21 protein-coding genes and 1 tRNA gene are annotated in these 21,395 nt (G+C 39.2%); 14 read left to right on the top strand and 8 right to left on the bottom strand.

Annotation, left to right across the window (positions count from 1 at the left end; all coding sequences use genetic code 11):
- Positions 1–171 precede the first annotated feature (171 nt).
- The 6 genes from G504_RS0111450 to G504_RS0111425 all read left to right on the top strand — a co-directional run bounded on the left by G504_RS0111450 (position 172) and on the right by G504_RS0111425 (position 6,992).
- Positions 172–3,333, top strand: a complete 3,162-nt coding sequence (locus tag G504_RS0111450) for a WD40/YVTN/BNR-like repeat-containing protein (RefSeq protein WP_019670322.1) — start codon at positions 172–174, stop codon at positions 3,331–3,333.
- A gap of 459 nt (positions 3,334–3,792) precedes the next feature.
- Positions 3,793–4,080 carry a 30S ribosomal protein S21 gene (gene rpsU / locus G504_RS0111445; RefSeq protein ID WP_316928675.1) on the top strand — a complete coding sequence of 96 codons (288 nt, stop codon included), beginning with the start codon at positions 3,793–3,795 and terminating at the stop codon, positions 4,078–4,080.
- Complete coding sequence (locus G504_RS0111440; RefSeq protein ID WP_019670320.1) at positions 4,080–4,271, top strand: hypothetical protein; 192 nt, start codon at positions 4,080–4,082, stop codon at positions 4,269–4,271. Before rpsU ends, G504_RS0111440 begins: the two co-directional genes overlap by 1 nt.
- A 523-nt stretch (positions 4,272–4,794) precedes the next feature.
- A complete protein-coding gene (locus G504_RS18615; RefSeq protein WP_019670319.1) occupies positions 4,795–6,006 on the top strand; it encodes an OmpA family protein in 1,212 nt (403 codons plus the stop codon).
- A gap of 193 nt (positions 6,007–6,199) precedes the next feature.
- Positions 6,200–6,568 (top strand): DsrE family protein, encoded by a 369-nt coding sequence (locus G504_RS0111430; protein WP_019670318.1) that lies wholly within the window; start codon positions 6,200–6,202, stop codon positions 6,566–6,568.
- 34 nt (positions 6,569–6,602) lie between these two features.
- Entirely contained in the window at positions 6,603–6,992 is a 390-nt protein-coding gene (locus G504_RS0111425; protein ID WP_019670317.1) for a rhodanese-like domain-containing protein, read from the top strand.
- A 50-nt stretch (positions 6,993–7,042) separates the two neighbouring features.
- Here the strand turns inward: G504_RS0111425 and G504_RS0111420 are convergent, their stop codons facing one another.
- Positions 7,043–7,945, bottom strand: coding sequence for a helix-turn-helix domain-containing protein (locus G504_RS0111420; RefSeq protein WP_019670316.1), 903 nt, complete (start codon positions 7,943–7,945; stop codon positions 7,043–7,045).
- 457 nt (positions 7,946–8,402) lie between these two features.
- Here G504_RS0111420 and G504_RS0111410 point away from each other — a divergent pair, with 457 nt between their 5' ends.
- Both G504_RS0111410 and G504_RS0111405 read left to right on the top strand, forming a co-directional pair.
- Positions 8,403–9,062, top strand: a complete 660-nt coding sequence (locus G504_RS0111410; RefSeq protein WP_019670314.1) for a TonB-dependent receptor plug domain-containing protein — start codon at positions 8,403–8,405, stop codon at positions 9,060–9,062.
- A gap of 54 nt (positions 9,063–9,116) precedes the next feature.
- Complete coding sequence (locus tag G504_RS0111405; RefSeq protein WP_083930750.1) at positions 9,117–10,712, top strand: carboxypeptidase-like regulatory domain-containing protein; 1,596 nt, start codon at positions 9,117–9,119, stop codon at positions 10,710–10,712.
- A gap of 392 nt (positions 10,713–11,104) precedes the next feature.
- Here G504_RS0111405 and G504_RS0111395 read toward each other — a convergent pair.
- Positions 11,105–11,180, bottom strand: a tRNA-Lys gene (locus G504_RS0111395).
- Positions 11,181–11,334: 154 nt separating this feature from the next.
- Here G504_RS0111395 and G504_RS0111390 point away from each other — a divergent pair.
- Positions 11,335–11,850, top strand: a complete 516-nt coding sequence (locus G504_RS0111390; RefSeq protein ID WP_019670311.1) for a shikimate kinase — start codon at positions 11,335–11,337, stop codon at positions 11,848–11,850.
- On the opposite strand, the gene G504_RS0111385 is transcribed toward G504_RS0111390, so the two are convergent.
- Genes G504_RS0111385 through G504_RS0111375 form a run of 3 tightly spaced genes read right to left on the bottom strand, consistent with a single transcriptional unit; the run spans position 11,839 to position 13,291 of the window.
- Entirely contained in the window at positions 11,839–12,339 is a 501-nt protein-coding gene (locus G504_RS0111385; protein ID WP_019670310.1) for a phosphoribosyltransferase family protein, read from the bottom strand. The genes G504_RS0111390 and G504_RS0111385 overlap by 12 nt on opposite strands.
- Positions 12,340–12,351: 12 nt before the next feature.
- A complete protein-coding gene (locus tag G504_RS0111380; RefSeq protein ID WP_019670309.1) occupies positions 12,352–12,933 on the bottom strand; it encodes a methyltransferase domain-containing protein in 582 nt (193 codons plus the stop codon).
- The gene (locus G504_RS0111375) at positions 12,920–13,291 is read right to left on the bottom strand and encodes an RNA-binding S4 domain-containing protein (protein ID WP_026348531.1); all 372 of its coding nucleotides are present in this window, start codon (positions 13,289–13,291) and stop codon (positions 12,920–12,922) included. Before G504_RS0111375 ends, G504_RS0111380 begins: the two co-directional genes overlap by 14 nt.
- A 78-nt stretch (positions 13,292–13,369) precedes the next feature.
- Here G504_RS0111375 and G504_RS0111370 point away from each other — a divergent pair, with 78 nt between their 5' ends.
- Positions 13,370–14,323 carry an FKBP-type peptidyl-prolyl cis-trans isomerase gene (locus G504_RS0111370; protein ID WP_019670307.1) on the top strand — a complete coding sequence of 318 codons (954 nt, stop codon included), beginning with the start codon at positions 13,370–13,372 and terminating at the stop codon, positions 14,321–14,323.
- 165 nt (positions 14,324–14,488) lie between these two features.
- Here the strand turns inward: G504_RS0111370 and G504_RS0111365 are convergent, their stop codons facing one another.
- The 3 genes from G504_RS0111365 to G504_RS0111355 are packed head-to-tail and all read right to left on the bottom strand — an operon-like array spanning position 14,489 to position 16,927.
- Positions 14,489–15,073 (bottom strand): outer membrane beta-barrel protein, encoded by a 585-nt coding sequence (locus G504_RS0111365; protein ID WP_019670306.1) that lies wholly within the window; start codon positions 15,071–15,073, stop codon positions 14,489–14,491.
- A 21-nt stretch (positions 15,074–15,094) separates the two neighbouring features.
- A complete protein-coding gene (locus tag G504_RS0111360) occupies positions 15,095–16,057 on the bottom strand; it encodes a transketolase family protein (RefSeq protein WP_019670305.1) in 963 nt (320 codons plus the stop codon).
- Between the two features lie 24 nt (positions 16,058–16,081).
- Positions 16,082–16,927: a transketolase gene (locus G504_RS0111355; RefSeq protein WP_019670304.1), complete on the bottom strand. Its 846-nt coding sequence runs from the start codon at positions 16,925–16,927 to the stop codon at positions 16,082–16,084.
- Positions 16,928–17,087: 160 nt separating this feature from the next.
- On the opposite strand from G504_RS0111355, the gene tgt reads away from it, so the two are divergent.
- The 4 genes from tgt (at position 17,088) to G504_RS0111335 (ending at position 21,264) form a co-directional block, all read left to right on the top strand.
- Entirely contained in the window at positions 17,088–18,218 is a 1,131-nt protein-coding gene (gene tgt / locus G504_RS0111350) for a tRNA guanosine(34) transglycosylase Tgt (protein ID WP_019670303.1), read from the top strand.
- 2 nt (positions 18,219–18,220) lie between these two features.
- Complete coding sequence (locus tag G504_RS0111345) at positions 18,221–19,300, top strand: LptF/LptG family permease (protein ID WP_019670302.1); 1,080 nt, start codon at positions 18,221–18,223, stop codon at positions 19,298–19,300.
- On the top strand, positions 19,287–20,192 hold the full coding sequence (locus G504_RS0111340; RefSeq protein ID WP_019670301.1) for a DMT family transporter: 906 nt from the start codon (positions 19,287–19,289) through the stop codon (positions 20,190–20,192). Before G504_RS0111345 ends, G504_RS0111340 begins: the two co-directional genes overlap by 14 nt.
- 118 nt (positions 20,193–20,310) lie before the next feature.
- Complete coding sequence (locus tag G504_RS0111335) at positions 20,311–21,264, top strand: acetyl-CoA carboxylase carboxyltransferase subunit alpha (RefSeq protein ID WP_019670300.1); 954 nt, start codon at positions 20,311–20,313, stop codon at positions 21,262–21,264.
- Positions 21,265–21,395 lie beyond the last annotated feature (131 nt).

Here is a 21,395-nt window from a genome sequence, read left to right as displayed (position 1 = left end):
GTATGGATTACTAATGCTGACGTCTCTATTTCCTGGATATAAAAATTTTAGGACTACATATTAGAGCTATTATCTATTCTGAAGCTTTCCAAATTTAAAAAACCCTTTCTAATCCATTAATCTTGGCTATATTAGTAACCACACCTTCAGATTAACACCAACCATAATTCTATGAAAACCAAACTAGCCTTTCTTTTATTCTTTTTCATTGTTTCGTTCACAACTTTTTCCCAGGTTGATTCTTCTGTATTTGATAGCCTGAAATTTCGGTTTATAGGCCCAGAAGGAAACCGGGCGATTGCCATTGCAGGGGTTCCAGGTGATCCCATGATCAATTATATTGGTGCTGCATCGGGTGGACTATGGAAAACTACGGATGGGGGCCTCAACTGGGATCCTGTTTTTGATACCCAGGATGTATCTTCTATTGGTTCTATTGCCGTTACGCCAACTAACCCCGACATTATTTGGGTGGGGACAGGGGAGACCTTTGTTATACGACCTGCACATGCCATGGGTGATGGTATTTATAAATCTGAAGATGGCGGCAAGACCTGGAGAAATATGGGCCTCAAAAAAACAGGCAGGATTGGCCGTATCATTGTGCACCCATCCAATCCGGATATTGTATATGCCGCGGCCCTGGGCCACACTTACGGCCCCCAAAAGGAACGGGGGGTTTATAAAACCACCGATGGAGGTAAGACCTGGAAGCAGGTATTCTTTGTGGATGAAGGTACAGGGGCTGCTGAATTGGCCATGGACCCAAAAAACCCTGACCGACTGCTAGTGGGGATGTGGTCTATTCATATCAATACCTGGGGATTGAGAAGTGGCGGACCCGGAGGAGGTGTATATAGATCTGAAGACGGAGGTGGATCCTGGGAAGCACTTTCTGAAAAAGGACTTCCTGGTGGTGCTGAGCATCCCGTAGGTAAAACGGCGGTGGCTATTTCACCTTCAGAACCGGACATTGTGTATGCCTTATTTGAGATCGATAGCCCTGCCTTGTACAGATCCGAAGATTTTGGGAATAGCTGGTCGCTACAGACCCGGAATCATGATATTGCGGAGCGTGCCCCTTATTATACCCGAATGGCCGTATCTCCCGGTGATCCCAACGAACTCTATTTTGCAAGTGTAAAGTTTTGCATCTCCAAAGATGGCGGTAAGACCATTAAAACAGGCTATAGTGCCGGAGGCGATAACCACGATATTTGGTTAGATCCGGGTAATCCGGATCGTATAATGGTGGCGCACGATGGTTGTGCCAGTATTACCCTAAACCATGGCAAAAGTTATCAGCGTGTGGTACTGCCTATTGCACAGATGTACCATGTTTCTGTTGATGACCAGATTCCTTATAATGTTTATGGAAATCGCCAGGATGGTTATTCATACAAGGGGCCAAGTAATAGCAGACAAGGATATATTCCACTCGGTCTATGGAAAGGGGTAGGGGGCTGCGAAAGCGGTTTTGCCCAGCCCGATCCTTTTGATAATGACATTGTGTGGTCTGGATGCTATGATGGTGGATTGCAGCGTTACAATGCCAAAACGGGTCATGCACGAGACGTACGCGTTTGGCCGGAAGCCGGATACGGGTGGGAGCCCGGAAAACTAAAGTACCGTTGGCACTGGAATTTTCCACTGGCATTTTCGCCGCATACAAAACACAGGGTCTATGTAGGCAGTCAGTTTGTGCACAAAAGCGATGATGATGGTCAAAGCTGGCAGGTAATTAGTCCGGATCTGACACTTAACGATAAGACCCACCAACAAAGTTCCGGCGGTATCGCTGTAGACAATTTAATGACTTTTGATGGATCTGTTCTATTCAGTATCGCAGAATCAACACTGGAACCCGGGCTCATCTGGACCGGAAGTAATGATGGACAGGTGCAACTTACCAAAGATGGAGGCCAAAACTGGACCAACCTTACCCCTAATATTCCCGATCTTCCAAAATGGGGAACCATAGCCAATATTGAACCTTCTGTGTATGCAAAGGGAACGGCTTATATAACGGTAGATTTACACCAAATGGGAGACTTTGACCCCTATGTTTACAAAACAGAAGACTACGGCCAGAATTGGAAATTCATCAGTGGTTCCGTTCCTAAGTCGGTTCACAGCTTTGCCCATGTTATAAAGGAAGACCCTAAACGCCAGGGTATGTTGTACCTGGGGGTAGATAATGGCCTTTACATTTCGCATAATGACGGGGAGAATTGGATGCGATTAAAAAACAACCTTCCGCCGGCACCAGTTTATTGGCTGGAGATACAGGAGCGTTTTGATGACCTGGTAGTTGGTACTTATGGAAGAGGGTATTATATATTAGATAATATTTCACCCCTCCGCGAATTTGATATGGATGCCCGGAATAAGGAAGCGCATCTCTTTAGCCTTCGCCAGGCGTATCGTTTTCAGGAACAGCAGAGTATTAAAACTGACGGACCAAGTATGAACTCCGGGGATAACCCGGCTTATGGTGCAGACATTAATTATTACCTGAAAGACCGCACAGATCAAAATGTGGAAATACAGATAATAACGCAGAATGCTGAAATTGTAAGGACCCTGGAGGGAACTAAGCAACAGGGTGTAAACAGGGTAATGTGGGATTTGCGCTATGAACCGACCTATAAGCCAAAATTGCAGACCGCACCTCCCGGAAGGCCATGGGTACAGCTAAACGGTGAAGGATGGCGCTCCCTTGTTACCTGGGATCTTGATCTCATGCGCGGGCAATACGGCCCTAAAGTGGTTCCGGATATGTACAGGGTGAAGCTGATTGTCGGGGAGCAGGAATACATAAGGGAATTAAAAGTCTTAAAAGATCCTGCTACTGAAGGAACCCTGGAAGAAATTAAACAACAGGTAGTTTTTTCGCTGGAACTGCGCGATGCCATAAATTTAGCAGTAACCATGATCAATGATATTGAGGAAATTCGCTCGGAACTTACGGAGGTAATACCCAAATTGAAGAAGAAGGGCGATATTGAAAAAGCAATGCAATTGCAGGCCTTGTCAGAGTCCATAGCCGGCACACTATACGATATTCAGCTTACCGGGGCCCGGGAAGATGCGTTCAGGGCACCGATGAAACTTTACGGAAGGTTAAGTGCCCTTGCCAGTGATATTACCGGAAACGGGGTGGATTTTAAACCCACGGATCAGCAGCGCGAGGTCTATGCCATTTTTAATGAACGCTTAGACGGTATCAACAAGAGATTTACAAAATTTATGGAAGTTGAATTGAAAACGTTCAATACGCAGTTGAAAAAAAGTGAACTGCAAATTCAGCTTGAGAAGAAGATAAAATCATAATATTTCATTTTTTCCCTAAGTGCCCTAAACCTGGGGTCGTCTTCATATTTCCTGAAAACAGGATCTACATTATATTGGTATGCCATGCTAACTATGGATTCCTGATTTCTTATTTAATATGCCCTTGTATATGGTCTTGATCTATGCAGACTTAACGTTAAGTTTTTGAAACTATAAGGCATAATATATACATATGGTTTTAGTTTCACTACCTTTGTACTAATGAGAATTAAAATGCACGAAAATAATAACAGCAGAATACTTAGCTTTAATTATTTGGTTTTTAGAAACCAACCTCAAAAATTCATTCCTCCCTTATTTTAAATGCAACTGTCATTTTCAGTAGCTGATAGGCTGTTATTGTTTGTTTAAAAACATGCAATTTAGCGGTTATAATATTTAATCACCCAGGCATAAAGGTATTATTAATTGTTGCTATTCAAGGATTTAGCAATTATAATGTCTATTCAAGACCAGCTACTTTCAGGATTGACAATCGCACGAATATTTTTAGACCATAATATAAAAATTAAAGAAATAAAAAACATGTTGAGAATTAAGGTGTTACCAGGAGAAAATATAGAGCGGGCGTTAAAACGGTATAAACGTAAAGTGAGAAATGTAAAACAGATGGATGAAGTGAGGGAAAGAAAACACTATACGAAAAAATCGCTTTTAAGGCGAGAAATCAATAAAAAGGCCAAATACAGGCAATTGTATTTAAATAAACAAGAAAACGAATTGTAATGAGATTAATAGAAGTAAAGAGGAAAACCAGATATGAAAAGCGATATAGTCAGTCTATGGGGAAATTAACCACCAAAGTGACGCGCATTAAGAAATACCTGTTGGGCATCCCTGTCGAAACGATGCACAAGTATAGAGAAACTTACTATGGCGAGGTAAAGGATTGTGAAGATTGTAATCTTTCTATATAGAGACACTAACCAGTGTTTATATGAAAGAGTTAAGGATTTATAAAAATATCTTTAAATATGAATTCAGCCAACTAAAAGGATTTGCTATTGGATTTAGTTATTTTATCTCAACTAAGTTTGTACATTATCCTAATCCAATTCACGCCTTCCTGCAATTTCTCGCCAATTAACTTATCTTCCACCTTGGCCAAAGGCTTCGGCGATCAAGTCGCCTACCAGACTCAGTACTACGGATTTGCATACACAGAATCGGTTTGTTTATAGATTTATTGGAATTTGTTCCTTCTATCCACTGGTGTTTCCTCTTTCCGTTAAATACATACTTTATTTTGTGATAACAGCGGCAATGGATTTAAGAATAAAATTATTGGTTTCAACTTTAAAAGTATAAGCTAACCAGGTAAAAAAGTATAAGCTAACCAGGTAATACTAATCAGGCCTGACCTAAATCATTGACATCCTGAATCTTGCTTCTTAGTTTTATTCGATACTTCAAAAGAAACTAATTTAATATAAGCAGATCATGAAAAATTTAATGTTGTTCCTGATAGTTGGCTTTTTTATTCAGATGCCGGCTGTATCTGAAGCACAAATATTGGGTAAACTAAAAAAGAAAGCCGAAAAGCAGGTCGAAAAGGAGATTGATAAAGCACTGGAAGGCGAAGCAGAAGAACCTCAAACAGAAGAGAAACAAACCAAAGAAGACCAACAGAAGCCTGAAGAAACTAAAGATGAACAAGTGGCCAGACCCTGGTCTAAATACGATTTTGTTCCAGGCGAAACCATACTATTTGAAGATAATTTAGAAGGTGAGCAAAATGGTGAGTTTCCGTCACAGTGGGATTTAATCGATGGCTATGTTGAAAATGCCTTGTTTTCAGGTGAAAACGTGATTCGATTTCCTATTGAAAATTCCGGGGCCACCATTAAACCACTTATGAAAAAGGAAGGTGACTACCTACCGGAGAAATTCACGATTGAATTTGATATGTACTTGTCCAGCAGGACCAGCAAGTATACAGTTTACTTATGGGATAAAGGAAAATCGAATAGACGGCCAGATGGGTTACATGCCATAGATGTAGGCTATGATCAGGAAGCTTCTTATGAAGGGGGTAAAATGCAGCGGAAATTACCGGAAGCATCACAAAAACCGTATCCACACTGGCGCCATGTAGCTATTTCATTCAATGTAAGAGCGCTCAAAATATATATAGATCAGGACCGACTTGTCATGATCCCAAATGTAACGGGCAATCCTAGTGCGTTAAGTATTCACGCGAGCACGTACGATTTTGGTCAGACCGGGGATTATCCTACTATGATAAAGAATATAAGGATAGCTGAAGGAGCCGTTAAACTCTACGATCGCTTTATATCTGATGGCAAAATCGTTACCAATGGAATTAAATTTGATTCGGGAAAAGCAACTTTAAAACTTGAGTCAATGGGGGTCATTAATGAAATTGTGAAACTCATGAAGGAGCATCCGGAAATAAATTTCAGTGTTGAAGGACACACAGATAGTGATGGTGATGCACAGTTCAACATAGATTTATCTGAGCAGCGGGCCAATACCGTAATAAATGAATTAGTTGCCCGGGGTATTGATGGTAAAAGGATGGTTGCAAAAGGATTTGGAGAAGATATACCGGTTGCAGACAATACTTCACCCGAAGGTAAAGCCAATAACAGAAGGGTAGAATTTGTGAAAATGGACGCACCTAAAATCTAACAGAGGATCTTAATAAAGAAGGAATTAACTTTTCTTTAAAAAACCCCGCCAATATTGGCGGGTTTTATGCTTTATTATAATCTGGCTGGGATTAACTCCATGACCCACTCAGTCAATTTATTGAACTTCACAGGCAACCCAGCCGATTCAGAACATGCTTACTTTGTCTCATTATTAATAAAAAAGAAAAATCATGAGTACAACAAAAAAAGTAGTAGTGTTAATCAGCAAAGGAATGGATGACGAAAGAGCATCTGTAGCATGGAGCATAGCCAATGGAGGCATTAAATCAGGTTTAGAGGTCAGCATATTTCTGGTGAGTTCAGGTGTGGACTGGGTTAGAAAAGGCGCATATGAACATGCCCACCTCAATCCAAAAGATCCTACCATGAAGCACATGATCGAAACTGTAAGGGAGAATAAATGCAGGATTATGGTATGCCTCCCTTGTTCAGCAGTAAGAGGGTATACTCCTGGAGATCTGATTGAGGGAATAGAATTAGTTGGATCTCCAGCATTGCATCAGCTTATTCTTGAAGGTGCAGAAACAATCTCCATCTAATTAAAATATTTATTTGACATTAAAAACAATAATCATGGAAGAAGCCAATTCAAAATTTCATACCTCAAAAGAGGTTATCAAACAAGTCGCTACAGATAAATTAGATGAAATCCTGGCAAAAGGTTTATTTACTATTATCGATGTAAGATCCCCGCAGGGTATCCAAAGTCAGGGAAGTATCCCCGGAGCTATCAATATTCCTTTAGAAGAAGTAAAAAAGCAAATTGATGAAAGAAATACTACTTCTGAATCATTGCTGAATGGCAGTGGGCCATTTCTATTTTGCTGCACAGGAGGTGTAATGTCTTATATGGCGGCCATTCATGCCCAGGAAAATGGTTTGCCTGGTGTTCATAATTTAGAAAGTGGACATTCTGCCTGGAAAAAATGGAAAGAAGCACAAATGGCAGGCCAGCTTATCTAAAAGGAAAATTTATCCTTTAATATCCATTAATGTTTCAATGTCCTGAAGCATTAATGGATTTTGTTTTCTTCATTATGCAGACGGACGGCTTTTATTTTATCCTTTCTCCAATTATTGGGCGTAATACCATATTCTTTTTTAAAACTTCGGATAAAATGAGAATCACTTTCAAAACCGCAGTCATAGCATATTTGCTGCATAGTAAAATCGGTAGTGAGTATTAGTTCCCGCGCCAGATTGAGCCGTTTGGTCAACAGCCATTTCCCGGGAGACGTGTTAAAGGCCTTTTTAAAGTCTCTTTTAAAAGAAGATGTACTTTTTCCACAAAGTCTGGCATAATCATCCAGTTTGAGATTATAGACATATTGCTCCTCCATCACTTGCTCAATAGTGCCACCCGAATTTTTTGCCAATGTATATAATACATTTTTTATCTCTTTATTGTCCGGGTCCAAACAAATATTCATCAACATTTCCCGGAATTTTAATTCAATGATCTTCTGAGGGGTTTTGTGGGGTTGTTTGAGGTAAGAAAAAAAAGAGTGATAAAGTACTCTCAAGCTCTCGTTTAAGGTTATTCGATATATAAAATCTGGATGTTCTACCTTTTGTAGTACAGACATTTCTTTTCCAATATCGCTTTCCATGCATCTATTAATAAAATCATCCTTCATGAAAAACATCAACACACAAAAGCTCTGTTCAAAGTACTGTTGATTTTTGAACGCTCCTTTTCTTACAAAAATCGACTGATCTTCCTTAACCAGGTATTCGTTGGTTGGGGTAATCCATTTTTTCTGACCGTTTAATACATAAACAATGCTATGACACTCAGACCACGCGTCAAAGAGTTCCTCTTTTATAGGACATTTAAATTCAACAATCAGGTAATCCTCTCCAATGATTTTGTGATATCCAGGGGTCTCTAGAAAGTGTTTATACGAATCAAACATGGGTATTTTTCACTTGTTGATATCTACAAGTTAATAAAATACTTTTGAAATCTTACCAATATGTCAGACTGTAAGGACCTGTAGCACATATTAATAGGTTAATAGGTGTATTTCTTAAATTCATATAATAACAGAATGGGGGCACCTTTTAAATAGCCCATATCAATTTGGAAAAGGATTTAAATGAAAAATTCCAGCCAGAATCTATAGACCAGATTCCTTGAAAAGTGACCTGGCTGTGATTGGTTCCCTTGGGTCGCCTGATCCAGTGATCTCAAGGTCAAAATGTAAATCCCCAAGATCAATAGCTTCCAAGGCCAGCAGTCTACTTTTGATAACTTTACTACTTCCAAAATCCATGAAATATTACTGGTTTTCAGAAGATAATGGCATTACCATTGCCGTTTATAAGTACGAATGAACTAATTTAAAAGAATATTCCATCAAACCATTTTATATGAAAAAGACATTTTTAACATTCACCTTAATTATATTCCTTGCCCTACCTTCATTACAAGCCCAAAACGGAAATATAAAAATGGTTAAAATAAGTGGAACCGTCACGGACGCACAAGGTAACCCGATTCTGAAAGGTGATATCTTTGCAGATTCTTTAATAACCGGGGTTCGCACCAATAAAAAGGGCATGTATAAAATGCGAACACCGATTGATACTGACATTATTAGTGTCTATTCCGAACAGCATGGTTTACAAAGTGAAGTCTATAATGGACAGGAGGAAATTAATCTCAAATTTACCAATAACAATGAATTACTTAAGAAGTCAGATCTTATGAAACATGGATATATTTTCGATAAGGAGGTATTTCGGAGTATTGGTAGAAAGGATTACGCCATATATCAGAATATCTATCAGTTAATAAAACAAGAATTTGCGGGCGTAATTGTAAATGAAGTCTCTGGTACTATAATAGTAAGAGGATATATAGGCGGAGATCAAACACCTTTGTTTATTGTCGATGGGAGTTATGTTAGTAATATCGGGAGTATTAATCCGATTGAGTTGAAGTCCGTCGAATTACTAAAGGGAGCAGATACCGCAATATATGGAGCTAGAGGCGCTCCAGGAGTATTTATAATCACCATGAAGAAATAGGTATTAACTAACTTTCTCCTATTGCAATAGGAGAAAGACCATTTCTATAATAGCATGAAAAATTATATATGTTTTATAGGACTTTATAGTATCTTCTTGTTATGGTCATGTCCTGCGTGGTCTCAAAACAAGGACTTCATAGAAGGTAAGCTCCTTGATGCCCAGACTAATGAACCTGTTGTGTTTGCGAGTATGAGGATCAAAGGGAGAGCTTTGGGAGTTATTACCAATGCGGATGGAGGATTTAGAATTCCTCTAAGCTTGAAGCAATACGGGGATATCATAGAAATATCATCTATGGGCTATCAGACCAAAGAAATTTCGATTACCGAGTTGGTAGAGGACCAGCTCAATTTAATTCCGATATCTGCAGGGGTTATAGGTTTGGAAGAAGCTACTGTTACGGGAAAAGATAAAAGGCGAAGAAAACTGAATGCATCACGGATTGTTCAGAAAGCGATTGATGCAATTCCTAACAACTATGCTTCAACATCCTTCTCAACGATAGGGTATTATCGCGAGTATCAATATAAAGATCAAGAATATATCAATCTTAACGAGGCCATTCTGGAAGTATTTGATCAAGGTATTGACCAATTAGACGATTCTACCTCTGAAGTCAGAATATTTAATTTCGATTTGAACGAAGATTTTAAAATAGATTCTATGGCGCGCAAAGCCTATGATTATAAATCTTTTCGAAAAATTATAAATAAAGCCTATCTGGATATTTCTGGAGGGAATGAATTTCGAATTTTGCGAATCCACGATGCCATTAGGAATTACAATGTATATTCCTATGATTTTATTGGTGCCCTAAAGACTAATTTTATTGAAAATCATTTTTTCCAGAGAAGTAGTGACACTAGCAAGGATAATGAAGCACTCTATACCATAAAATTTACAAAATTGTACCCAAACTATAGAGCAAATGGCACCATTTATATATCAAAATGGGATTATTCTATTCATAAACTGGAGTACACCATGTACGACGAAAAATGGGATAAGAACCGCAAGAAAAACAAACAGGGGCAAGGACAGAAAGTAATTTTTGATATCATTACAGATTATCGGAGAATTGGTGATAAGATGTATTTAAACTATATTTCTTTTAATAATAGTTTTATACTGAACATTCCACCTGCTTTCACAACCCATTATATAACAGTCGATCCAACATGCATGTGTTTTGTATTGGAATATAATAATATTCCAGAATCCCAGTCGGCCAGGTACCTCCCCAATTATACAGTGAAATTCAATAATCGGCGAGTGAAATTTAGAGATGCTGAAAAACTACGAACCAAAGTCTTTTTATATCCAAATATGGAGGAATTAGATTTTACGAAGATGTTGAGTGAAATAATGGAAGCAGATAAAAATGGTATGAACCTAAATGCAATAGTAGACGTTAGAATTGACAATGTTAAAGATACTTTGGGAAATTTAATTAATCAGTGGACCAAGGAAGAGTTTTTTCAATTTCGAGAGTTTTTCGTGCAACGAGTCAAGCCAATTTCACGAGCTCCTTTTGATGATCCTTTTATGGATAAAACCATACCCTTATACGCAGATCAACCCATTATCAAACCAAAAGATTACGAAGAGTATTGGATGAATACCCCGCTTCAAAATGTGAAAAATTAAAGGCTAAACAGGAACAGCGAAATAATTCAATTAATAGTATAAAAAATGCTGTAAAGTAACGATTTAGATGTTTTTTTATATTCTTTGTGGTTTAAAAGTGACGTGGCTGGGGCTTACCCTAGTAAGGCGCTTTTGCACCAAAATCGGCATAAACTTCTCGCCCCAATTTTATTTCATAAAAAAATCCTGACGTTGCTGTCAGGATTTCCATATCACTTTGTGACCTGGCTGGGGTTGACTCATGCTGGTCGTCTGACCCAGCGCCCCCAAGGTCCAAGAACAAAACCAAGCAAGCTAGCGCTTGCTGTTTTATATTTCTTCAGAAAACCCAAGCGAGCTTGGATTTCCTCTAAAATAAAAAACCCACCAAATTGGCGGGTTTTTGCTCTCTCTGGTGACCTGGCTGGGGCTCGAACCCAGGACCCTCTCCTTAAAAGGGAGATGCTCTACCAACTGAGCTACCAGGTCAAAAATTTCAGTATTATTCCAATGCACAATAAAAAACGGCATTAGCGGGTGCAAATATACTATCATTAATTAATTTTTCAAGTCCATTTAAAGATTAATTTAGGTTTTCTTTGAATTCCTATAGAATTAATACATTTTTACCAAAATAATTAAAATGAAGATCATCCTTATAGGATATATGGGTAGTGGTAAATCCACAATAGGCAAGTTGGTCGCAGAGGAAATCAATGTTGAATTCGTAGATCTGGATGATTATATTGAGACAAGGTTGAATGAGAAGATTGCCCACATATTTGAAACTAAAGGGGAACTGTACTTCAGGAAAAAGGAAAGCGAATTACTGAATGAAATACTTGAGGACGATCGTAATCTGGTAATAGCGGTAGGAGGTGGAACACCCTGTTACGGCATAAACATGGATACAATTCTAGAAAAAACATCGCTTGTTTTTTATCTGAAATTATCTATTACTTCTCTGACAGAAAGGCTTCATAAGGAGAAGGAACACAGACCATTGATTGCGCATCTTGGTGATGAAGATTTACCTGAATTTATTGGGAAGCACATTTTCGAAAGAGCAGTTTTTTATTCCCGCGCCAATTATACGGTCCTTGGAGATAACAGGCTTCCTGAAGATGTAAAAGACGAAATACTGACTTTACTCCCCTAAGTAAACCGCATAATTATTTGCCTTGAACTCTACCTGAACATGTTCCTGCAAGGAGGTGGATAGCGAAATCCCTTTAAAATCGGCTTTTACAGGATATTTTTTATGGTTGCGGTTTACAAGAACTGCCGTTTTTAATTGTTTTAGAGGCGTTTTCAGTAGATGGTGCACGCCATATATGAGGGTAGTGCCAGTCTTAAGAACGTCATCTACCAAAACAACCGATTTATTTATATATTCACTCTCAGGAATAGACATGGTAACCCCACTTTTAATAGGATTCTTTTTGTCCATCATTACTTTACACAATACAATTTCTGCTGTCGTAATATCCTCCAGAACGGCCTGTAATTTTTTTGCAAAATTTAAACCTCCCCCCACAATTCCGGCAAGTATAATTTTTTTCTCAGACACATTGGTTTCATAAATCTGATAGGCAATCCTCCTTATCTTATGTTGAATCTGTACGTGGGAAAGTATTTTATTTTGCATAATGGCACATAATTATTTTTCAAAGATAAAAAACAGTTCTTTACCTTTTCTTGGCGCTATGGAGTTGTTTGCCCGCTCCAATACTTTTATCTTGAAAAATGGATTAAATAACCCGATGTATTCTTCAAAACTGCCTCCAAACGGGGGGCCACTATGGGTTAACGGGAAATCAAAAAATAGTCCGGCAAGTTTACCGCCCGGGCTTAGTAGCTGATTCATTTTAAGGACATAATCTTCCCGCAACTTAGGATCCAGGGCACAAAAGAAAGTTTGTTCCAGGATCAGGTCGAAGTCCTGTAATTCAAGATCAAAAAAATCGCCCTGAATTAAACGGTTATTTTCTATTTCTGGAATTTCAGCTTTTATTTTTTCCAAAGGTTGCCTTGCCAGGTCCAGAACATAAACGTCAGCAAATCCGCTTTTGTGAAGATAAATTGCTTCATAGCCATTGCCGGCACCCGGAATCAATATTTTAAGGTTTTTATTTTCAAGTTGATCAATATAATCCTTTAAGGGAGTAGATATTGTACCAATATCCCAACCCAGATTATTCGCGGCATACCGCTCTTCCCAATAGTCTCTATTCAGATTCATCCAGATAATCGTCTATGTCTCGCCGTTCCTTTTTAGTTGGTCTGCCAAGACCTTTTTCCCTGTACAGGTTTTTGCTTAAACGCAATAGTTCGGTATTTTGAAATGCTTCCTTTGGCGTGGTGTCCTTTCTATAAATATCCACAAGTTTGGCGCTAACCCTTCCGGGGGGAATATCCAGTACGTTGAGTTCATAATTAATTTGATTTTTACGTACTATAATTTCATCCATTTTATAAACTTCCCTTGATGGTTTAGCTGTATTTCCATTAATACGAATGTGCCCTTTTTTACAAGCTTCTGAGGCCATATTACGGGTCTTATAATAACGTATACTCCATAAATACTTATCTATACGCATTTACTAATAAAAATCTTTGTTAACGACTAAAACAAAAATAGTGGAAAATTGTATCTTGCGAGCCTCAAAAGAAGATCTATGAAAGAAAAAGGAGTTCTGCTCTTTATTGCGGCCTTGTTTATACTGGCTGCCTGTAATAATGATGATAGTACGAATGGTGTGGAGGTTGTTCCTCCAAGGCCCCTTGCTGAGGTGGAAGCAGAGAATAATGCTGAAATTAAAGAATTTTTAAATACACATTATTATAACTATGAAGAATTTGAAAATCCGCCTGCGGATTTCAATTTTAAGATAGTTTTGGATACGATAGCCGGTGAAACCCAGGATAAAATTCCGCTTTCAGAACAAGTGTCTACAATGACTATTCCGGTTTCCTCTGCAACTTTTAATTTAGAAGACGATGTAGTCGTTGATCACACGCTATATTATTTTGAAGCCCGCGAGGGAACAGGCGGAAGCCCAACGATTGCAGATTCAACCTTGGTAAAATATGAAGGTCAGTTGCTTTCCGGGGACGTATTTGACAGCAATGTTACCTATACCTGGCAGTACCTGCCATTTTTTCTTAGAGGCTATGGTGCGGGCATTTCAAATTTTAAGGTTGGTACCGAGGTGATTTCTAATCCTGATGGTACCGCCGAAATTACAGGAAGTGGTATAGGAATGATGTTTCTCCCTTCCGGATTGGCGTATTATAATAACCCTCCATTAAGCGGTGGCATCTCACTTTATGACGTATTGGTTTTTCAGGTAAATACTGGCTTGTTTGAAGAGGCTACTGATTACGACAATGATGGAATTCCCTCCATAATGGAAGACCTGAACAACAATGGTATTCTGTCTGATGATAATACGGATCAAAGTATTGAACTTTCCTCTGGATTTGGGTTCCTGCCAAATCACCTGGATCGGGATGACGATCAGGATGGCACGCTTACCAGGGATGAAATTGTGATAGACAATGAAGGAAATATTACATTTCCGGATTCTGATGGAGATGGAACCCCCGATTATCTGGATGCGGATAGCTAATTGAAAGAATAGTATTAACTAAAAAGCCCGCATCTTTGCGGGCTTTTTTATTATGTAAAAGAATTAGCTAGAATTTGAAAGATAAGCTAAAGATAACCTGATCTGTCCGCGCGGAAACTTCTTCAGATATATCGGTCTGAAAGCTCAGGACCGCCTACAATTACCTCAAAATTTATAGGATAGCCCGAGTATCAACTGGGTGGGTCGGGTGTCCAGACGAACTCCTTCGACATCCCCGATCAGGTCTATGTAGTTGGGGCTGAAACCCGTTTCATACCTCAGGTCAATACCGATTTTCCCAAAGTTCACGCCACCTCCGATCTGGAATCCAACTGTAAATTCATTTTCGACATCGCTGAGTTCGATATCTTTTAAATCTGTCTTAAGCACATATTGAAAGGCCGGACCGATAAAGCCGTGAAAAATTCCCAGAAACTTGTGACCGAACAGAATCGGAAGATCCAGTTTTTGCATCTTGAAATCTTCGTCAAATCCTTCACCGCTATAGGAAGAATTGATTTGGGTGAAGACGAGTTCCGGCCGCATATAAGCCCTGTCGCCCAGGCGACCCCAGATCCCGACATGATACCCTAATTTTCCATCCGGCTGCAGGGTAGTTATATCATCGACGCTTATTTTCCCAGTATTTGTGTAATTCACTCCGGCCCTAAGCCCAAATCCGGAACCGCCACTTTGGGCATAGGAGAAACATCCGAGAAGCAGGAGCCCCAAAAATATTAAGTGTTTCATAGTGTGTTCAATTTATAGGTCCTAATATACGGATTTTCTCTTTGTTACTTTGAAAACGGCCCTTTCAATAGCTTTATCATTCAAACCGTATTTTTCCATTAATTGAGCTGGTGTCCCGCTTTCACCAAAGGTGTCCTGAGTGGCAATAAACTCCTGAGGCACAGGATATCTGGTGGTTAAAGTTCTCGCTACACTTTCTCCAAGTCCACCAAAATAATTGTGTTCTTCAGCAGTTACTATAGCACCGGTCTTTTTTACAGAATTAATTATGGCTTCCTCATCTAATGGCTTAATAGTATGTATATTAATTACCTCTGCCGAAATACCCTGATTTTCTAAATTTTCAGCGGCAATCAAAGATTGCCAGACTAAATGTCCGGTAGCCACAATGGTAACATCAGTTCCTTCATTGAGCAGCAGAGCTTTTCCAATCTCAAAATTTTGATCCGCAGGTGTAAAATTAGGCACAGCAGGTCTTCCAAATCTTAAATATACCGGTCCTTCGTGCTCTGCGATTGCTATGGTAGCGGCTTTCGTTTGATTAAAATCACAAGGATTGATAACGGTCATTCCAGGCAGCATTTTCATTAGCCCAATGTCCTCCAGTATTTGGTGGGTAGCTCCGTCTTCGCCAAGAGTAATACCGGCGTGTGAAGCACATATCTTAACATTCTTATGGGAATAGGCTATGGACTGCCTGATTTGATCGTAAACCCTGCCAGTAGAAAAGTTGGCAAAAGTCCCTGTAAAAGGAATATATCCTCCAATGGTAAGTCCGGCTGCGATACCCATCATATTCGCTTCGGCGATTCCGACCTGGAAAAATCGTTCCGGATTTTCATTTATAAATTCCTGAATTTTAAGCGAACCTACCAAATCCGCACACAAGGCCACTACTTTCGGATTTGTGCGGCCAAGTACTGTCATGCCCGCTCCGTAACCACTTCTTGTGTCTTTCTTTCCTTGATCTGTATATTTTTTCATTGAATCTGTTTTTCGTCTTGAGAATTAATAGTCACCGAGTGTTTCCGGATTCTGGTTTAATGCTATTTCTAATTGCTCATCGTTCGGAGCTTTGCCATGCCATGCATGTGTGTGCATCATAAAATCCACACCATGCCCCATTACAGTATCCATAATTACACAAACCGGTTTTCCTAAACCAGTTCTCTTCTTCGCTTCTTTGAGCCCATGGATAACTTCCTCCAGGTTATTTCCATTTTTAATTTCCATGGTATCCCAGCCAAAAGCTTCAAACTTTTTCTTTAAATCACCCATAGGTAAAACATCAGATGTGGCGCCATCTATTTGTTGCCCGTTATGATCAATAGTTGCTATGAGGTTATCAACCTTATTTCCTGCCGCATACATTATTGCTTCCCAATTCTGGCCTTCCTGCAGTTCGCCATCGCCATGGAGGCTATATACGATATGATCATCGCTATTTAATTTTTTTGCCAATGCGGCTCCTATGGCAACAGACATTCCCTGGCCTAGTGAACCGGAGGCAATCCGTACCCCTGGCAATCCTTCATGCGTAGCGGGGTGACCCTGCAGCCTGGAATTCAATAACCTGAATGTTTGTAATTCTTCAACCGGAAAGTAACCGCGCCTGGCAAGTACACTATAAAAAAGAGGGGAAATATGGCCATTTGATAAGAAGAACAAATCTTCACCTATTCCATCCATATCAAACCCTTCTTTTAAGTCCATGATCTCATTATACAATGCTACCATAAATTCCGCACATCCCAGGGAACCTCCCGGGTGGCCCGAATTTACTTTGTGCACCATGCGCACAATGTCTCGCCGGACTTGCGAAACGAGGTCTTCTAATTCCTTTATTTCTGACATTTTATATTGGTTTTATCAGCGTCAAATGTACTGGCAAAGTTTTGCCTTTACAAGAGTAGTTATTATATTTTATTAACGTTAGAAGCTGTGGAAGAACTTTATTTTTTTGTTAAGTAATTTATGCATGTCAGTTGAGTATATTTGCCAATGAAATCTCGCTTTGAAGTTTAAATTAGAACATACAGATTCTGAAACCCAGGCCCGTGCAGGAGAAATAATAACGGACCATGGTGCAATTAGGACGCCAATATTTATGCCCGTCGGAACAGCGGCATCGGTAAAAGGAGTGCATCAGCGGGAACTTCGGGATGAAATTGACCCTGATATTATTCTGGGGAATACCTACCATTTATTTTTAAGGCCTAAAATTTCAATCCTGGAGCAGGCAGGCGGAATTCATAAGTTTATGGGGTGGGATAGGAATATTTTAACAGACAGCGGAGGGTACCAGGTATATTCGCTTTCTGCTAACAGGAAAATAAAAGAAGAAGGTGTAAAGTTTAAATCTCATATTGATGGTTCTTTACATATGTTTACCCCTGAAAATGTTATGGAAATCCAGAGGGCAATAGGCGCTGATATCATTATGGCCTTTGATGAGTGCACACCCTATCCTTGTGAGTATAACTATGCAAAAAAGTCTATGGACATGACCCACCGATGGTTAGACCGGTGCATAAAACACCTTGATAAGTTACCCTATAAATATGGTTATTCTCAGTCCTTTTTTCCTATTGTGCAGGGATCTACATATAAGGATTTGCGTATTCAGTCTGCGGAGTATATCGCAAATGCCGGGGCAGAAGGAAATGCCATTGGCGGACTTTCTGTTGGGGAACCGGCCGAGGAAATGTATGCCATGACCGAAGTTGTTTGCAATATTTTGCCCAAAGATAAACCACGCTACCTTATGGGTGTTGGAACACCAATAAACATTTTGGAAAACATTGCGTTGGGTATAGATATGTTTGATTGTGTGATGCCTACCAGAAATGCAAGGAACGGTATGCTGTTTACCGCGCATGGGACTATTAATATAAAGAATAAAAAGTGGGAAAATGATTTTTCCGTGATTGATGAAGAAGGCACTACCTTCGTTGATAAAGAATATACCAAAGCATATTTACGTCATTTATTTGCAGCGAATGAATATTTGGGTAAACAAATAGCTACAATTCACAACCTTGGTTTTTATATGAGATTGGTTAGGGAAGCCAGAAATCATATTTTCGCAGGGACTTTTTCAAAATGGAAGGATAAGATGGTACTTCAAATGGACAAGAGGCTATAGGCATGACAATTTTAGACAAATACATATTAAAAAGATATCTGGCCACTTTTGGTACCATGTTAATGTTATTTGTGCCAATTGGGATTATGCTTAATCTTGCGGAGCAGATAGGGAAGATGATAGACAATGAAGCTCCCCTTAATGAAATACTTATCTACTACCTTAATTTTACGATTTACATAGGCAGTCTCTTGTTTCCTATTTTTTTGTTTCTGTCTATTATTTTCTTTACGTCAAAATTGGCCAATAATACGGAAATAGTGGCCATTCTAAGTTCGGGTGTTTCATATAGTCGCTTTTTGCGGCCTTATTGGATTGGGGCAAGTATCATTGCAGTGCTAATGTTTTTTATGGGGATGTTCATTGTGCCCAATGCCAGCAAAGAGTATAATGAGTTTAAGTTTAAATATTTAAAAAGGGGAAATAAAGACCGGGTTACGAGTAATATCTTTAACCAGCTGAACGAGAATGATTTTATTTATGTCAGTAGTTTTGATCCTGCAAGAAGGATAGGATATAATTTTACATTCGAACATTTTAATGATCAGAATCAATTGGATTACAAGATATCGGCCGGTAATATTCGCTGGGTACCAAAAGACAGCCTTTACAGATTAACATCCTATGTCAAGCGGAAAATAAGCGCCAATACTGAGGTCATTGAGAAAAAAAGGAGGCTGGATACTTTATTTACTTTTAATATTGAAGACTTAACCCCGGTTTCCTATGTAGCCGAGACTAAAAATATATTTGAACTAAATGAATTTATTGAGGTCCAGAAAAAAAAGGGAGCATCAAATATTAACTCCTACATTTTGGTCAAATACCGGCGGTGGGCACTCCCGGTTGCCGCATTTATTCTTACCGTTATTGGGGTGGCCGTTTCTTCGGTGAAACGAAGAGGGGGTATGGGTGTAAACCTGGCTTTTGGAATAGGAGTAGCCTTCATATACATATTTTTTGATAAAGTATTTGGTACACTGGCGGAGCAATCCGGCTTTTCGCCTTTGTTGGCAGTAATCATACCTAATGTGTTATTTGGTATTTTAGGGTTTTATTTGCTTAAAAATGCCAAACGATAAGTTTAAAAACTATCTGCACCTTCACCTGATCGTTTTAATTTGGGGTTTTACGGCAGTCCTTGGAAAGTTAATCTCAATAGACGCTATGCCTTTGGTTTGGTATCGGATGGTAATTGCTTCTATCCTGGTGGCTGTTTTTATTTTCATCAGGCGCAATTCCATCAGGCGCAATTCCATCAGGGTCAGTTCTAAAACCGGAATGATAATGTTTATGGCAGGAATTGTCATAGCGCTGCACTGGGTGACATTTTTTAAGGCAATTAAGGTATCTAATGTTTCTATTGCATTGGTAACAATGTCTACGGGTGCATTGTTCACTGCATTTCTTGAGCCAATTTGGTACGGCAGAAAAATGATTTGGTATGAAGTTGTATTTGGTCTGATGGTTGTTTTGGGCCTTTACCTGATATTTAATGTAAATACTTCTTATAGTCTCGGAATGAGCCTGGCTCTTATTTCTGCATTGCTGGGAGCTGTGTTTACCTTAATAAACGGACAATTGATTAAAACACATAAGCCGTCTACAATTTCTTTCTATGAACTAATGAGCGGTGCATTTTTTATTACAGTTTATTTGCTAATAGATGGATCCTTCAATGGGTCGTTTTTTATGCTTCCCTTAAATGACTGGGTCTTTATTTTTGTCCTGGCATCGGTATGTACGGCCTATGCTTTTATCGCCGCAATAAAAGTTATGCGATTTATAAGTCCGTACACTGTTATGCTAACTATAAATTTAGAACCCGTATATGGTATTCTATTGGCGCTTTTAATCTTTGGGCAGAGCGAAAAGATGAGCCCGCTTTTTTATATCGGAGCCCTTATTATAGTGACAACTATTATTGCAAATGGTATCCTGAAGAACAGAAGAAAATCTGGTAATAGAAGTTAATATGGGGTTAGGTTACCTTAAGTGTTTATTAATTTAATGTGTAAAACGGTATAAAATTTTATATTTGTTCACACAATCTAACTAATGCCATTCTTGATGGTGGCAAAAATCTTTTTTAATGGAATATTTGGAATTTGAACTTCCTATTAAGGAATTGGTGGAGCAATTGGAGAAATGCCAGATTATAGGTGAGGAGAGCGAAGTTGATGTAACCGAGACCTGCAGGCAAATTGAAGAAAAATTAGAAGAGACAAGAAAAAATATCTACAAAAACCTAACCGCCTGGCAGCGGGTGCAGCTTTCAAGACATCCAAACAGACCCTATACGCTGGATTATATTAATGCCATTTGCGGGGATACTTTTTTAGAGCTGCATGGCGATAGGAATGTAAAAGACGACAAGGCCATGATTGGTGGTTTGGGAAAAATTGGAGACCAGAGTTATATGTTTGTTGGTCAGCAGAAGGGCTATAATACTAAAACCAGACAGTACAGGAATTTTGGGATGGCTAATCCCGAAGGATACAGGAAAGCGCTCAGACTTATGAAATCTGCTGAGAAATTCGGGATACCAGTTGTTTGTTTAATTGATACACCCGGTGCGTATCCCGGTATAGAAGCAGAGCAACGAGGACAGGGAGAAGCTATAGCCAGGAATATCCTTGAGATGACCCGTCTTAAAGTGCCAATTATTGTGGTGATAATAGGAGAGGGGGCTTCTGGTGGGGCATTGGGAATAGGCGTAGGAGACAAGGTATTGATGCTCGAAAATACCTGGTATTCCGTTATATCCCCGGAATCCTGCTCTTCAATTTTGTGGAGAAGCTGGGAGTATAAGGAAATTGCTGCGGAGGCACTAAAACTTACTGCAACGGACATGAAAAAATTAAAACTCATCGACGAGATTGTTCGGGAACCCTCCGGAGGCGCCCATAGTAATAGGGAAAAGACTTTTGAAATCGTAAAAAACAAAATATCCAAACATTATGAGGATCTCAAAAAGTTATCACCAAAAGAATTAGTTGCAACCCGAATGGATAAATACGCAAATATGGGCGTATTTAACGGCTAATCCACGTTTTTATCAGGATGAAGGAAGTCCGGAGAATTCATTCTTCGGATTTTTTTGGTTATCAACACAAATTCGTAACTTATGAACAGTCTAATTGTTAATTACCAGTTGATATCGTTAAAGCTTAATTT

Origin of the sequence: Eudoraea adriatica DSM 19308, from assembly GCF_000382125.1 — a bacterium.
Taxonomy (GTDB): domain Bacteria; phylum Bacteroidota; class Bacteroidia; order Flavobacteriales; family Flavobacteriaceae; genus Eudoraea; species Eudoraea adriatica.
The sequence above is the reverse complement of the archived record's forward strand: the minus strand, read 5'-3'. Positions and strand labels throughout refer to the sequence as shown.